This is a genomic window from Tenacibaculum aquaeponti, from assembly GCF_057221555.1.
In genome coordinates this window covers 3895042-3911437 of record NZ_CM170147.1, presented here as the reverse complement: position 1 = coordinate 3911437, position 16396 = coordinate 3895042, and the positions used below count along the sequence as shown (strand labels likewise).

Below are 16396 nucleotides of genomic sequence, written 5' to 3'. Positions count from 1 at the left end.
TAATTATGAAGATTTAAATTCAAACGAATTAAAATTAAATTTTAATTAGCGTAAATCTTTATATCATCTATAATGAATTCTTGAGGAAATATAGTATCATCTACTTCAGGACCTCCAAAATTTCCACCTATAGCCATGTTTAAAATCAAATAAAATGGTTTATCATAAGGCCAATTTTTTTCATCCTTTTTATTCGGAGCATATGTATAAACTTCCTCATCATCTATATAAAACACAATGGATTCTTTAGTCCATTTTGTCTTATAAAGATGAAAACCTTCTTCTATATTATCTATTACTGTTTTCTTGGAATTAATTGTATTTCCATAACTAGAGCTATTGTGTAAAGAATTGTAAATAGTACTTGGTTCTTTTCCTACATATTCCATAATATCAATTTCACCACAAGCTGGCCAAGTATTTTTATCGATATCGTACCCTAACATCCAAATAGCTGGCCATAAACCATGACCTTTAGGTAGTTTAGCTTTTACCTCAATAGTTCCATAGGTAAATTCGAATTTAGACTTTGTATGTATTTTTCCTGAGAAGTAAGACGAATCTTTCTTTGTTCCTTTTATAACAAGATTACCATCTTTTAATGACACATTCTCTTTAGTGTAAAGCTGGCGCTCATTATTACCCCAACCACATAAATTGGGACAACCATTACCAAGATCATAACTCCAAAACTTTGTATCTAAAACTTCTGAGTTAAAATCTTGGTGGAAAATCAGTTTCTTTTCATTCTTTTTTTCACATGAAAAAAATATGATTAGAAAAAATAAAACGTAAATGGGGGCTATTGTTTTCATTAGTAATTAAATATTGTTTCTAGTGAAGTTACTGAACTTCCACCTACAAAAACTTTAAACTCTCCTGGTTCAACAATAAATTCTCCCTTATTGTTAAAAAATCCAAGTTCATTTTTTGTAAGATTGAAAGTAATTTCTTTTGATGCTGAAGGTTCTAATTCAATAAGTTCAAAACCTTTTAATTCTTTTATTGGCCTTGTAACACTTCCTATTACATCTCTAAGATATAATTGTACAACTTCTTTTCCTTTCACTTTTCCAGTATTTGTTACCGTAACAGACACTTTAATGTTTTCTTTTAATGAAGTATCAACAGAAATATTTTCATATTTAAAAGTTGTATAACTTAATCCGTGCCCGAATGGATATAAAGGCGCGTTAGATTCATCTTGATAGTGCGACCAAAATACTTCTTTTTTAGGTCCTGGTCTACCAGTATTTTTCGGATTATAATATATTGGAACTTGACCAACAGCTCTAGGAAAAGTCATAGGTAATTTACCACTTGGATTATAATCTCCATATAAAACTTCTGCAATTGCATTTCCTGCCTGAGAACCTAATTGCCATGCTTCTACAATAGTAGGAATGTGCTCATCTGCCCAAGTAATAGTTAAAGGTCTTCCATTATTTAAGACTAAAACTATGTTTTTGTTTACTTTATAAATTTCTTCTAATAATTCTTGCTGAACACCAGGTAAACCTAGGTTTGCTCTACTTCGTGCTTCACCACTTTGAAAGCCAACTTCACCTAAAACCATAACTACAACATCTGCTTTTTTTGCATTCTGAATAGCTTCTTGAAATTTAGATGTATCTTTTGAATTAACTTCAACTTCATTAATAAAATTTGTATTTCCAAAAACTACTTTTGCTCCTTCTGAAAAAGTAAGTTGATTTCCTGAATATTTTTGCATTCCTTCTAAAACTGAAATTGCTGAATTGTCTTTTGCAGCTAATCTCCAACTTCCCAAAGGACTATTTTTATCTGCAGCTAAAGCTCCTATTAAAGCTATTTTTTTTCCTTCTTTCTCAAGAGGTAGTATATTATTTTCATTCTTTAATAAAACAATAGATTTTTTAGCCATATCTAACGCAGCATCGTGCATTTCTTTACTTCCAATAACTTCTTTTTCTCTTGTTTCATTACAATACTTATAAGGATCTTTAAATAACCCTAATTCGAATTTAACTTTTAAAATTCTTCTTGCTGCATCATTAATTACAGCTTCTGATACTTTACCTTCTTTAACCAGATTTGCTAATTCATTCACGTACGCATACGATTCCATATCCATATCAGAGCCAGCGTTTGCAGCTAACTCTGCAGCATGTTTTTTATCCTTAGCAAATCCATGATCCATCATTTCCATAATCGATCCCCAGTCTGAAACTACAAAACCATCAAAATTCCATTCTCCTTTTAAAATCTCTCTTTGTAAAAATTTGTCACCAGTAGCAGGAATACCATTAAGCTCATTAAATGAATTCATAAAAGTTCGTACTCCAGCATCTTTAGCAGCTTTAAAAGGTGGTAAAATTGTATTATATAATGTAGAAACTCCAACATCAGCTGTATTATAATCTTTTCCAGATTCAGCAAATCCATACGCTGCAAAATGTTTTGCACAAGCAACTAATGTTTCTTCATTTGATAAATCTTCTCCTTGAAATCCTTCTACTCTAGCAACAGCTATTTTACTTCCTAAATACACATCTTCTCCTGCTCCTTCCATAACTCTTCCCCATCTTGCATCTCTAGAAATATCTACCATCGGAGCAAAAGTCCAATTTATACCAGCAGCAGCAGCTTCTTTAGCAGCCATTTGTGCTGATTTTTTTATTGCTTCTAAATCCCAACTTGCAGATTCTGCTAAGGGAATTGGACTTTGGGTTTCATACCCGTGAATAACATCAAAACCAATAATTAAAGGAATTCCTAATCTGCTTTCTTCTACAGCTACTTTTTGAACTTTACGAACATTGGCTACTCCACGAACATTTAGCATAGATCCTACCAAGCCTTTTCTTAAATGATCATATTTCTTAGCTGCATCTCCTTCACTTGGAACTGGTCCAGTTACATCCCAAAAACCATTATACTGATTCATTTGTCCTATTTTCTCTTCTAAGGTCATTACACCCAATAGAGAATCTACTTTTTTATCTATATCACTTTTGGATTCAACATTTAGTTTTGACTCACTTTTACAATTAGCGAGCACAAAAAAAATGGATAGTAGTAGTATACATTTTTTCATAATTTAAATTTAAAAGAGGTTAAACAGTACTACTAATTTAACCTCTTTGAATTAATCAAACTAATTTACACTATTGAAATACTTTAACGTAATCAATTTCCATTGTAGCTTCTGAGAAGCTTGAATCAATAGAGCCACCTAAAGTTCCTCCCATTGCTACATTTAAGATCAAAAAGAAATTCTCATTGAATGGCAAAGCTGAAGTATTGGCTAATTCATAATATTTAACATTATCTAAATACATGCTAATACTAGACTCTGTCCATTCTAAAGTATATAAATGAAATTCTGATGTTGCATTAGTAATTGAAGTTGTTTGACCAAAATCTGCTTTTGTATTACTTGCTGTATCTTGCCAATGACAAGTTGCTAGAACTGTGTTTTTATCAGCTCCTGTTTGCTCCATAATGTCAATCTCGCCAGAAAAAGGCCAACCTACTGTAGGGAAATTAGAGCCTAGCATCCAAATTGCAGGCCAAGTACCAGCTCCTTCGGGCAACTTTGCTCTAACATCTACTCTACCGTATTTAAAATTAAATAGTCCCTGTGTTTTTAGTCTTGCTGAAGTGTAACCACTTCCTAAAAAGTTTTCTCGCTTTGCTGTAATTACCAGGTTTCCATTCACAACTACCGCATTATCTGCTCTATCTGTATAATATTGTACTTCATTATTTCCCCAACCATTTGTTCCTGTACCAATATCATAAGTCCATTTTGTTGGATCTGGTGCACCATTGGTTTCAAAATCATCTTCCCAAATTAATGTATTAAAGACAGAAGGAGAAGTTGACACAGGTTCTTCTGTCGTTAAAATAAAGAACCAACTTAAACCATCATTTCCTATAATCTTAACATTCATTTCTGTTGCTGACCTACTTAAAATTGAAAATGTTCCACTATTTCCCACATAAAAACCGAAAAAACCATTATTTGTTAGAGTTAAAGTTTCTTGCCCAGCCGGTGCAGTTAAACTCCATGTTCCCGTAAAATCATCTTTTGCATAATTCTCATGTTCGTTATTTCCGTTTGGTGTTAATCCCTGATCTCCAAAATCTTGATCTAATGGTCCTGCCTGCCCGAAAATTGTTCCAGAAGGATCTTCTGTAGGATCATCATTTACCGAGTTTGTAATAATCTTAAACGTTCCATCTGAATTGAAAACATAACGATCATCGTACATTCCAGTACTTGCTTTATCTCCTGGAGGAGCTGCGAACCAAATTGGTGATGTTTCTTCTGGAGGACCTACTCCAAAATGCGCATTTACTTCAGATTTCACTCTCCACGTTTTTGAAGTTACTGCATCTGGATTTGCTGGATCGAATCCGTATAACATTTGTTTTAAATCATCTGGTGCTTCATATAAAGCTAATACATCTACTTGTATTGTTTTACTTGATGAAACTCCTCCTGTACCTATTGCAACTACTGTTACTGTATATGTATTTACTCCTAATTCACTAAAATTATATGTGATTTTACCATCTGGTTTAGATGATTCAATACCATTATAAATAAATTTAAACGATAAAGCATTTTCTGCTGTGGCTCTAAAATTTACAACTCCACTACCATCGCCGTTAGGATTTGTAGTATCTTGACCAATGATTTCTGCTTCAATAGTAATATTACTCGGTGTAATAATATCTCCAAAATCATAGTTATTCTCTTCACAACTATTTAATAATAGCATTGTAAAAATTATGATAACTATTTGAGGTATATATTTCTGTATTTTCATTGCTATCCTTGGTTTAATTCGTTAATGTTAATTCGTCATAATAATACTCACTGCCATCTCCATTGACTCCGAAATCAAAGAAAATAACTACTCGAACATAATCGGCTGCTGGTGCACCACTAAAATCATAAATCAATTCTTCCCATGAATTGGAAACTGTAGTGTTTAAATCAACTTCATGTGTAATACTGGCATCTTGATTCTCTAATTTTAACTTCACTACTGCTCCTTGTTTGGGTGACCATGTTTTTACACTAATCTTTGAATAAGTAGTGAAATCTAATGCTGTATCTGTCTCAAAAAAAGCTCCTGCCCAAACTTCTGAACCACTTGTCTTTGTTAACTTTGCTACATTAGATGTAGTATTTACACCATTCATGTCTGGATTGGTAATGACTTCAACTCCAGCTATATTTCCGAATGATGTAAAACTTGGTGCTGTACCTTCAAAATCTTGGAATACTAACGAAGAAACTCCTGAATCGTTTACTAGGGTAATATCATCGTAATAATATTCACTACCATCTCCATTGACTCCAAAATCAAAGAAAATAACTATACGAACATAATCGGCCGTTGGGGCTCCACTGAAATCATAAATCAATTCTTCCCATGCATTAGAAACTGTAGTGTTTAAATCGACTTCATGTGTAATACTAGCATCTTGATTCTCTAATTTTAACTTCACTACTGCTCCTTGTTTAGGTGACCACGTTTTTACGCTAATTTTTGAAAAAGTAGCTAAATCTAATGGTGATGAAATTTCAAAGAATCCTCCTGCCCAAACTTCTGACCCTGAGCCTTTAGTTAATCTGGCAACATTAGCCGTAGCGTTAATTCCACTCATATCTGGATTAGATACAACCTCTACTCCTGCTCCTCCGAAACTTGTAAATACTGGTGCTGCTCCTTCAAACCCTTCTACAACTTGACTTGTAGTATTACTTGGATTTTTCCAGAAATAAACATTATCAATAAATACAATACCTGCTCCACTTGGATCGCTTGAGATAATATACTGATTGATATCTGAAAATGATTCCATTCCTGCTGCTGCAAAATCTGATAAAGGAATATCTAAAGAAACCCATTCTCCTTGAGTTGGAGTAAATGACAATTCCGCTTCGGTATCACCTGCTCCTCCAAAACCATCTCCTTTGAAATCAACTAATTTTAAACGGAAAGCTGTGATGTTTGGAGTCCAAACATCTAAGTGGATAAACTCCATCCCTGAAGCATCTACTGGTGAACTTACTGTTTCTATTCCATTAAAATTTAACCCAGTGTATTTCTTTGTCGCATTACCTGCAATCATAACATCTTCAAAACTTGCTGCACTCCAAACTGTATTCCAGGTATCGACACTAACATCAGTATAAGCATCACTAAATAATGAAATAACATCTGATTCAACTCTACTTCTTGGCGCAGCGGCCGCTGTAGTTGGTGCTAAAATTTCTGTAACCGTAAAAGTAGCTGTATATTCTGTAGTCGCAATTGCTGCTCCTTTTGCTACAACTCGAATATCGTAATCTCCTGGAGCTTGATAAACATAACTTAATGATTCTCCTATGTTGGCTGTAGCCACTGGTTGACTTACTCCTGATTCTCCTGAGTAAAACTCATACATAGTCGCGTAATCTGCTGTAGCTGTAATATCAACTTGCTTTGAAACACTTACACTATTTTCAATAGTAACCATTAAATTCTCTGGAGCTTTAAAAGAAACAACTAATTCTTGTGTTACTTCTGATTTTTTTCCACTGATATTAAAAGCCTCTATTTTTACCATGTAGGTCCCTTCTACATAAACATGAGAAACACTTTGACCAATAGCTACATCAGCAAAATCCGAACTACCATCTCCAAAATAAACTTTAAAACTATTTGCACCATCTGCTGTGGGCGTAATTGTAACCAAACCCGTATTGTCTTGCGCTAACGAATAAGTCGCCGAAACATTAGTAGGAGAAACCAAACTGTCTACAAAAGATAGATCACGATCTTCTTCTATACAACCTACTAAAACTAATAATCCTAATATGATATAATATATTTTCTTCATAATCTTATTTGTGTTTAATATCCTGGGTTTTGACTCCAATTTCCATTTGAAAACTGTATTTCTTCAATAGGAATAGGAAATAACTCATTCTTACCTACAGTAAATCCGTTAATTAAGTTTCCATTTCCTGTTCTTACCAAATCAAAAAATCTATGACCTTCGCCAACTAACTCTAATCGTCTTTCGTTATAAATTGCTTGAGTTAATGCACTTCCTGAATCTGAAATATCGTGATTCATATCCCCAAAAGCTCTTCTACGAACTCTATTTAAATACTCTTGTGCTCTTGTATCACTAATCCCTCCTCTATTTAATGCTTCAGCAGCCATTAACAATACATCTGCGTAACGAATAGCTCTATAATTATTAGGGTTTGTAAGATTTGCATCTCCCGTATTTAAATCCCCTTTTCTAGCGATGTATTTTCTATTGTAGAAACCAGTATGTTCGAAACCTTCCGAAAAAGTAGCTCCTGTACTAGCTGCCCAAGCATTTATATCTAAAATTGCAACATCTCTTCTGTTATCTCCTGTTTCAAATGCATCAAATACCTCTTGTACTGGTATATTAAAGCTGAAACCAGAATCGAATGTAGGTCCATTATAATTTCTTATTCCATTAAATCCTACAGCTACATTACCTTCACTACATTGTAAACATCCAAATCCTGCGCCTTCAACATCAGTATATTGAACTTCAAAAACAGATTCAATTCCGTTTTCACCGCTATGTTCAAAAATGACATTGTAGTCTGTAACCAAACCAAAAGGTCCGTTATTTATTAAATCTTCTAATACATTAGTAGCTTGAGCAAATTTATCTTGATACAAATATGCTTTCCCCAATAAAGCTTGAGCAGAACCTTTGTTAGCTCTTCCCACTTGCGGTGATGTATAAGACAAGTTTGCTACGGCAAATTGTAAATCCGCTTCAATAGAGGCATAAACTTCTGCAACTGTTGCACGTGGAATACTTTTTTCATCTCCAACATTAAATCTTGCATCTCCTTTCATTGGAATTCCTCCGAACCACTTAACCAATTCAAAGTGATAATATGCTCTTAAAAATCTAGCTTCAGCAATGATGATACTCTTTCCTTCGAAATCTGTTTTATCTTTAAACTCTAGAATATAATTTGCTCTATTAACACCAGCAAACATCCAATTCCAGATATCTCGCAAATTGCTATTTACTTCAGTGTGAATCATATCATCGATTTGTTGAAAACCAATAACATCTGTAGCACTTTCACCTCCACAAAGTGTATTATCGGAAGCTATTTCACCTAACATGGCATTAACATAAGTTGCTTGTAATAAATCGTAAGCTCCAATTAATGCTCTATAATAATCATCTTCTGAATTAAAAAAGTTTTCAGAATCGATACTAAATTCTTTTGTGTCATCTAGGAATTCATCCGAACACCCATAAAATGAAGCTCCTAGCATTAAAATTAATACCGTAAATACTATTGACTTTATATATTTTTTCATTTTCTATCGTTTTAAAAAGCTAAGTTTAATCCTAAAATATACTGACGAGATACAGGGTAAATTCCTCCATCGATACCTGAACCGATTGGATTAAACTGTGATGAACCTGCACTTGAAGCTGGATCGAAACCATTATAATTTGTAAACGTAAATAAGTTATTTACTGTAGTGTATAATCTGACTTTAGAAAAACCAATATTATCTAAAAGTGTTTGTGGTAAGCTATATCCTATTTGAATATTTTGAATTCTTAAGAAGGATGCATCTTCCACATAAAAGGAAGAAAACAAACTATTATTTGTTGCCCCTGTAGTAACTCTTGGTACTTCATTACTTGTACCTGGGCCTCTCCATCGATCTAAGTATAATGCCAATCTATTTACATTAGGTTGATTTCTTTCATAATTTCTAACCATATCTTTATTCAACTCTGCATATAAATAGCTTCTGAAATCCCAATTTTTATATTTAAAACCAAGGTTTAGTCCCATAATATATTCAGCTTGTGGATTACCTATATTCGTTTTATCATCAAAATTTATTACTCCATCTCCATTAACATCTACAAATTTTAAATCCCCCGGAACAGTATCAACTCCTAATAAACCTGATTGAGAAGGCGAGCTATTTATTTCTTCTACCGTTTGAAAAACTCCATCAGTTTGTAAACCATAAAAATAACCTATAGGTTGTCCTACTTCCATACGTGACGGTGCAGGTTGACCGACACCAAATGAACCTCCTTCTAAAAATACTCCTCCATTTACAGCTGTAACTTCACCATTTACTTTTGTTAAGTTATAGTTAAGATCATATGAAAAATGATCTCCAATTTCATCTTTATATTTTAATACAAATTCAAAACCTTTTACACGAGAAGAGCCTGCATTTACAGTTGGACCTCCAGAACCAGGTGCCGATATTCCTGTTATTCCAGAAACTGGTAAATTTGCTATTAATAAATCATTTCGATCTTCTCTGAAGTAATCTCCAGATACTTCTAGTTTATTATTAAAAAGAGTAATATCCAAACCGACATCTAATTTTTCACCTCTCTCCCATCTTGCCTCAGTATTTGGCAACCTTCCTACAGATACTCCGTTTACTAAAGCATCGTTAAGCACATATGTTGCTTCTCCATCTAATCGAGCTCTAAAAAGATTTCCTCCTGCATTGTTTCCTAAAAATCCATAACTAGCTCTTAGTTTTAAGAAATTAATAAATTTTAAATCTTTCATAAACTCTTCTTCAGACACTTTCCAACCTCCAGTTACAGAAGGAAAATAATCTACTCTATTTTCAGGAGTAAAATCTGAGGCTGCATCTCTACGAATCATTCCAGAAATTAAATACTTTCCTTTAAAATCGTATTGTACTCTTGCGAAATATGATAATAATCGATTATCAAAAACAAAAGAACCATTTGTTAATGCATCACTTATTCCATCAGCTAAAGCAATATCTGCAAACTCCCACGCATTATTCGGTACATCAAATCCCGTTGCAAAAAGTCCATCCCCCCAATTTTTTTGCATGCTTGTACCCAGTGTTACATCTACATTATGATCTTCATAAAAAGTTCTTTTGTAATTGATAAACGTCTCCCAGTTGTAATTATTAGAATTTGTTCTAGATTGATCTACTTGACTTCGATCTCTGTTGAATACTTTACCAGATCCATAATTTACGATAGGTAAAAAAGTTTTTCCTTTATCACTGTATATTTTATAACCTATTCTTGAAGTGATTGTTACATCTGAAAAAGGTTTATACTCTAGTTTAAACATTCCCTCTAATCCAGATCCGAAATATTCATTGTAAGTATCTCTTATTTGAGATAAAGGATTAATCACTTCGTTTCCTAAAAAACCACTAGAATCTTCTTGATCTAAAGCAAAAGTTGGTGCATAATTCAACGCATTGAATAACACAGAACCTAAACCGTTTTCTGCAATAGCTTTTCTATCGAATGTAAAATAATTGGTCGTTGTTGATAGCTTTACCTTATCACTTAAATCAATTCCTAAAGTAAGCCTGATGTTATTTCTAACAAAATTAGATTTATCTGGAGCGATAATTCCATCCTGTTCTAATCGAGAAGCTCCTAAATAATAATTCATCTTTTCTGCTCCTCCAGAAACGCTAATATTATGATTAGACATAAAAGCTGTTGTGAAAATTTGATCTTGCCAATCCGTATTGTTTGAAATACTTGTTACATCAGGAAAAGGAATAGTTTGACCTGCTGAAGCATAACTTTCATTTAAAAGAAATGCATATTCAGTAGCATTTAAATAATTTAATCTTTTTGATGTTTCTTGTATACCTGTATAACCATCGTAAGTAATTTTCATCTTTCCGTTTTTACGACCAGATTTTGTTGTTACTAAAATTACCCCGTTTGCTCCTTGAATACCATAAATTGCAGCTTGAGCATCTTTAAGAACTGTTACCGATTCGATATCACTTGGATTTAATGTATTCAAATTCGCTCCGGCTAATCCATCTATAACAATTAAAGGTCCATTTGAACTATTAGAACTAATACCTCGTATTAAAATATTAAAATCACCTCCTGGAGAACCAGATGCTTGATTAATTGATATACCTGTTGACGTTCCTTGTAGTGCTAAACTTGCATCAACTGGTTTTAAATCTTCTATAACTTCTGCTTCAACTAAAGAAACTGCACCAGTTACATCTTTTTTAGATTTTTTTCCATATCCAATAATTACAACTTCCTCTAATTGTTGAGAATCTTCAATTAAAGATACATTGATTAAATTACCACTAACTATTACAGATTTTGTAACATACCCTAAAGAATTGAATATTAAAAATTCACCTTTCTTTGTATTAATTGTATAGTTACCATCAAAATCTGTTTCTGTTCCTTTTTTTGTGTCTTTTATTATAACACTCACCCCAGGTATAGGTTCACCAGTTTTTGAATCTATTACTTTTCCACTAACACTAGTTTCTTGTGCATGAATTACAACTATAGCTATAGAAAATAATAGTGTAATTAGTTTTCTCATATAAAGAGTTTTTGATTATATCATAAAATTAGCGGTAGATTTTTATAAAATCGCTAACAAACCCCAATACAAAAAACATACAATTCAAAAAAGCACACTTATCCCAATAAATACCAATAGTTTAAAAACTTTTGAAATAAAAAAAAATAGTGTTGTTGTGGTAATGTATGGTTTACAACTTTTAGATGTTGTAGTGTATTATATTTCTAGTATATAAGAAGTTAGATTAATATTGTGTTCCAAATTCATTTTTTTACGCAAACGGTATCGTTTTACTTCTACACTTCTAGGAGAAATATTTAATAAAGGGGCTATTTCTTTAGAAGATAGGTTTAATCTTAAATAAGCACATAATCTTAAATCGTTTGGTGTAAGATCTGGATGGATTTTTTTAATCTTATTGATAAAGTCTTTATCGGCATTATTAAAAGCTTCTTCAAACATTTGCCAATCATCTGAATTATTTAAATTTTTATCAATTATTTTTATTACACTTTTTAAGCTTTTATCGTCTCCTTTTAAAATATCTTTCTTTAATGAACTTAATAACTCGTTTTTCTTTATCATACTCATCGTAGAAATAGCTAACTCTCTACTCTTACTCTCAACATCTAATCTTAATTGATCATTTTTCACCTTCATAAGTTCTCTTTCATTCTCTAAAGATTTTAACTGAAACTCTTTCTTTTGTTTGTATAATAAATCTTCTCTTTGCTTTCTGTAATATCGTTTATATAATCGATCCATAAAAAAAGAAAACAGAAATACTAAAAATACATAACCTATAATTGCCCAATTTGATATATACCATGCTCTATGAATAGTAAATGAATATTCTGCTACATTTTTTACAAGTTCATCTCCTATTTTAGCTCTAACTTTAAAAGTGTATTCTCCAAAAGGTAAATTTTTAAAAAATGAATTATTTTTAATACTCCAAGAACTCCAACCGTTAGTATACCCCTCTAAAAAATATTGATATTTAATTATAATATCTTTAGATAAATAAGGAACACTATAATCAAACTCTAAATTATTATGCTTTGACGACAGGCTTACTGGTTCATAATTATTTAATTTTAAACAAATTGGACTCCCATTTACGGTATAATTTTTTATAGAGTTTATTAAAATCTGATAATCTTCTTTGTCTTCATTTTTAAGGTTTGTAATTAAATATCCGTTTAAAGTTCCTAGTAAATATTGTTCGTTTTTAATCTTTTTAATGTTCTCATATCCTACAGCTCCTTTTCGCATTTTACTAGCAATACCTTTTCTCGTTATTATTGAATTAGAACTAAATTTATCTGGTCTTAAATAGTTTACATTTTCTTTAGAAAAACTAAATAATTTATTGTCTTGTTCTTCATAAACTAATACCCCCGATAAAAAATCATCTTGAGAAATTAATTCACTTAAAACATCGTCTTTTATAAACTTTTGAGCTTTATCTAAATATCTAAATACTCCTCCTTTGTAGGCGTATAAAATATTATTTTGATACTTTATTAAGCTAGAATGAGCTCCTTTAATTAAAGTACTATCAATAGTATACTTTTCTACGTTTTTAAACTTATCGTCTATTTTCAATTTGTAAACACCTTTATATTCGTGATTTACAAAAACGGTATTGTTGTGATGTAGTTCAAAAAATTTGCACGAGTTATTAAAACCCTCGATTTTGTGAGAAAAAGTCCATTTTCCATCTGACTTTTTTAGCACATAAAGTCCATCATAATTTCCTTGTAATAGTTTATCTTTTTGAATTTTTTTTACTCCCCAAGTACCTTGTATATTACTTATTTTAACAACTTCATCTTTTTCTACAATATAGGTTCCAGAATTATGTCCGCAGAATAATGTATTATCAATTAAAGTTAAATTCCAAACTTGACCTTGAGTGTTTTTTATAAATTTAAAGTTATCTTCTGAAGGATATTTTTTTACAAATAATCCCTGATTAGTTCCTAAATACAAGAATCCGTTATGGTACATAGAAGTATAAACCGTACCTAATTTCCCTTCTAAATCTTTATATATTTTGAATGAAGATGTAATATCAATTTTATTAATTCCGTTATCCAATCCTAACCAAATATCTCCTTTTTTGTCCTCAAAAGTGCATAAGACTGTATTATTAGAAAGTCCTTTATTTTGATTTAAACTATATATTAAATTTCCAGAAGCATCACAATACACTATACCATTAGAAATTGTTCCAATAATAAAATTTCCGTTATTAAATTGATGTGCACTATAAACTGATTTTCCTTTGAGGTATTCTGATAAATTTTCAGTTAGAATGAAGCCTCCTTTTTTAGTGTAAAAACCATTATTTTGAGTTAAATAAACTAATTCCTGATTCAATTTTAGTAAAAAAACAACTACATTATTTTGTACTTCTTCATCTGCCGAAACTAATTTAGCGATACCTTTTTCTATTTTAAAAATACCTTTACCTAACTCTTGAAAATAAATTGTGTCATCTACTTTAAACATTTTAGTTATAGATGTTTCTGAATTTATTGTTTTAGTAATTTTAGTTTCTAAATTATGAATATAAATTCTTTGAAGTGATTGAAAAATCATCCATCCATCTAATTCAAAAATATTCCAAAATTGCTCGTCAGGAAGTAATTGTATATTATTATCTCTTACTAATGATTTATAATGTAAAATTCCAAATTCATCTCTTTTCCAATAACCAAAATCCATGTAAAAACCTGTAAAAATCTTATCGTTTTCGACTTTTACAGATCGCATTATGGTTTGGTTTGGAGTTGGATATAAATTCCATTTTGCTCCATTAAACTCTAATAAACCTTTGTTATTAGCTACATAAACAAAACCATTTTCAGCTTGAGAAATAGACCAATTTTGTGACTCTGCATTGTAATCTTCAGGTAAAAAATGATTAATTAAAGGTAACTCCTGAGCTTGTAAGGATATAATACCAAAAATAAATAAGAAGTAATAAAATCTTAAATGTATCAACTAAGAAAAATAGATATAAATTAATATTACAATAATACAAATAAAAACACCAACATGCCTAGTATACTGCCATGGAGTAACATCTACTTGTTTCGATTCTTGCTGTTCATACGCTACTTTTTTAGAATAAAACCTTCCTATTAACAACATTATTATTGTATTCAAAACAAATAATATAGCCATCACATGGAGAAAATGAGGATATGCTTCTGCTTTAATAATTTCTTCATTAAAATTAAGTCCAGAACTTTTAGCTTTTTCTATTGCTGTATTAATACAATCTGGTCGAAGAAAAAATTCACTAATTATATACAAAACAGACCCAGTAATTAATCCTATTTTAGCTGCTATAGCAGGTACTTTCTTTGTAACAAACCCAATGAAAATAATAGTTAAAATAGGAATACTATACACTCCATTTACTTGTTGTAAATAAGCAAATATACTTTCTAAACTTGATAAAAAAGGAGCAATAAACATTGCAGCGATTGCTAATAAGATTCCAAATGTTTTTCCATATTTTACCACTTCTTTTTCGTTAGCTTCTGGTTTTATATGCTCTTTGTAAATATCAATCCCAAAAAGAGTTACAGAACTATTTAAAACACTATTAAAAGAACTTAAAATAGCACCAAATAAAACCGCTGCAAAGAATCCTATAAATTCCTTAGGTAAAATTTTTCTAACTAAAGCTCCATAAGCTTCATCTGGAGCACCAACTTCTAGCATACCTTGAGTAGACATGTAGTAAGCAATAATCCCTGGTAAAACTACAATTAATGGTCCTAAAATCTTTATAAATGCTCCTAATAATAATCCTTTCTGACCTTCTTTCAAATTTTTTGCTCCTAATGCTCTCTGAATGATCTGCTGATTGGTTCCCCAATAAAAAAGCTGTACTAACATCATTCCTGTAAAGATTGTAGCAAATGGAACTGATGCTGAAGAATCTCCTATGGAATTAAAATGATTTGGTATTTTATTTTGAAGTATTTCAATTCCATTTACTAAACTATTATCTCCAATATATAATAAACCAAACAAAGGAATTAAAATCCCTCCTATTAATAATCCTATAGCATTTATTGAATCTGAAACAGCAACAGCTTTTAAACCTCCAAAAACTGCATAAATAGATCCGATAATTCCAATAGACCAAACACATATCCATAATGCAACTTCTTTGGAAACTCCTAATAAAGATGGTATATCAAACATTCCACTAATTGCTAAAGAACCTGAATATAAAATAGTAGGCAATAAAACAATTGCATATCCACTCAAAAATAAGATTGAAGTTAATGTTTTGGTTGAAGTATCAAAACGTTCTGCTAAAAACTGAGGAATAGTAATTAATCCACTTTTCAAATAACGTGGTAATAAGAAAAAAGCTGTTACTACCATAGCTATTGCTGCTAAAGTTTCCCAAGCCATTACTAGAATTCCTTCAGTAAATGCTGCTCCATTTAAACCTACAATTTGTTCCGTAGATAGATTGGTAAGTAATAAAGATCCAGCTATAACACCCGCTGTTAAACTTCTTCCTCCTAAAAAATAGCCTTCAGAAGTACTTTCATTTGTTTTTCTAGTTGCACTCCATGAAATAACAGCAACAAGTACTGTAAAGCCTATAAATGATATTATTCCTAACATAAATTTGGTTATTTGATTCTACAATTTAAGATTATTTCTATTGAAATAGCTTAGAAAACAACTCTGTATAGTTCGTGTATAGGTAAATTGTTATTTATTCCTTTTAAATAAAAAAACAACTAATTAATTCTCGTGTTTTTTATTTTTAAAAGATTTAGACTACAGATTATTTTAATAAAATTAAAAAGATTGTATAACTAAATCACACTGTACTAAAAGAACAGAGGTTTCTTTACACTAGGAACTGAAAAATTCCTTTGTTTATTCTAATATAGAATTAGAATTACTTGAATTCATTTCTCTTTCAAGAAAACTTATTTTTAAATAATATTGAAA

At 31.2% G+C, this 16396-nt stretch carries 8 protein-coding genes; all 8 read right to left on the bottom strand.

Annotated features, from left to right (window positions below; translation table 11 throughout):
* Positions 1 to 41: 41 nt before the first annotated feature.
* Positions 42 to 815: a glycoside hydrolase family 16 protein gene (locus AC2TEO_RS17665; protein ID WP_442266082.1), complete on the bottom strand. Its 774-nt coding sequence runs from the start codon at positions 813 to 815 to the stop codon at positions 42 to 44.
* On the bottom strand, positions 815 to 3076 hold the full coding sequence (bglX, locus tag AC2TEO_RS17660; protein ID WP_442266081.1) for a beta-glucosidase BglX: 2262 nt from the start codon (positions 3074 to 3076) through the stop codon (positions 815 to 817). The genes AC2TEO_RS17665 and bglX overlap by 1 nt, the downstream gene beginning before the upstream one ends.
* Before the next feature lie 70 nt (positions 3077 to 3146).
* Positions 3147 to 4817 carry a glycoside hydrolase family 16 protein gene (locus tag AC2TEO_RS17655; RefSeq protein WP_442266080.1) on the bottom strand — a complete coding sequence of 557 codons (1671 nt, stop codon included), beginning with the start codon at positions 4815 to 4817 and terminating at the stop codon, positions 3147 to 3149.
* Between the two features lie 13 nt (positions 4818 to 4830).
* Positions 4831 to 6882: a PKD domain-containing protein gene (locus tag AC2TEO_RS17650; protein WP_442266079.1), complete on the bottom strand. Its 2052-nt coding sequence runs from the start codon at positions 6880 to 6882 to the stop codon at positions 4831 to 4833.
* Between the two features lie 14 nt (positions 6883 to 6896).
* On the bottom strand, positions 6897 to 8375 hold the full coding sequence (locus AC2TEO_RS17645) for a RagB/SusD family nutrient uptake outer membrane protein (protein ID WP_442266078.1): 1479 nt from the start codon (positions 8373 to 8375) through the stop codon (positions 6897 to 6899).
* Between the two features lie 11 nt (positions 8376 to 8386).
* Positions 8387 to 11413 (bottom strand): SusC/RagA family TonB-linked outer membrane protein, encoded by a 3027-nt coding sequence (locus tag AC2TEO_RS17640; protein WP_442266077.1) that lies wholly within the window; start codon positions 11411 to 11413, stop codon positions 8387 to 8389.
* Positions 11414 to 11611: 198 nt separating this feature from the next.
* Positions 11612 to 14407 carry a helix-turn-helix and ligand-binding sensor domain-containing protein gene (locus AC2TEO_RS17635; RefSeq protein ID WP_442266076.1) on the bottom strand — a complete coding sequence of 932 codons (2796 nt, stop codon included), beginning with the start codon at positions 14405 to 14407 and terminating at the stop codon, positions 11612 to 11614.
* A complete protein-coding gene (locus AC2TEO_RS17630; RefSeq protein WP_442266075.1) occupies positions 14408 to 16060 on the bottom strand; it encodes a solute:sodium symporter family transporter in 1653 nt (550 codons plus the stop codon). It abuts the gene before it with no gap.
* Positions 16061 to 16396 lie beyond the last annotated feature (336 nt).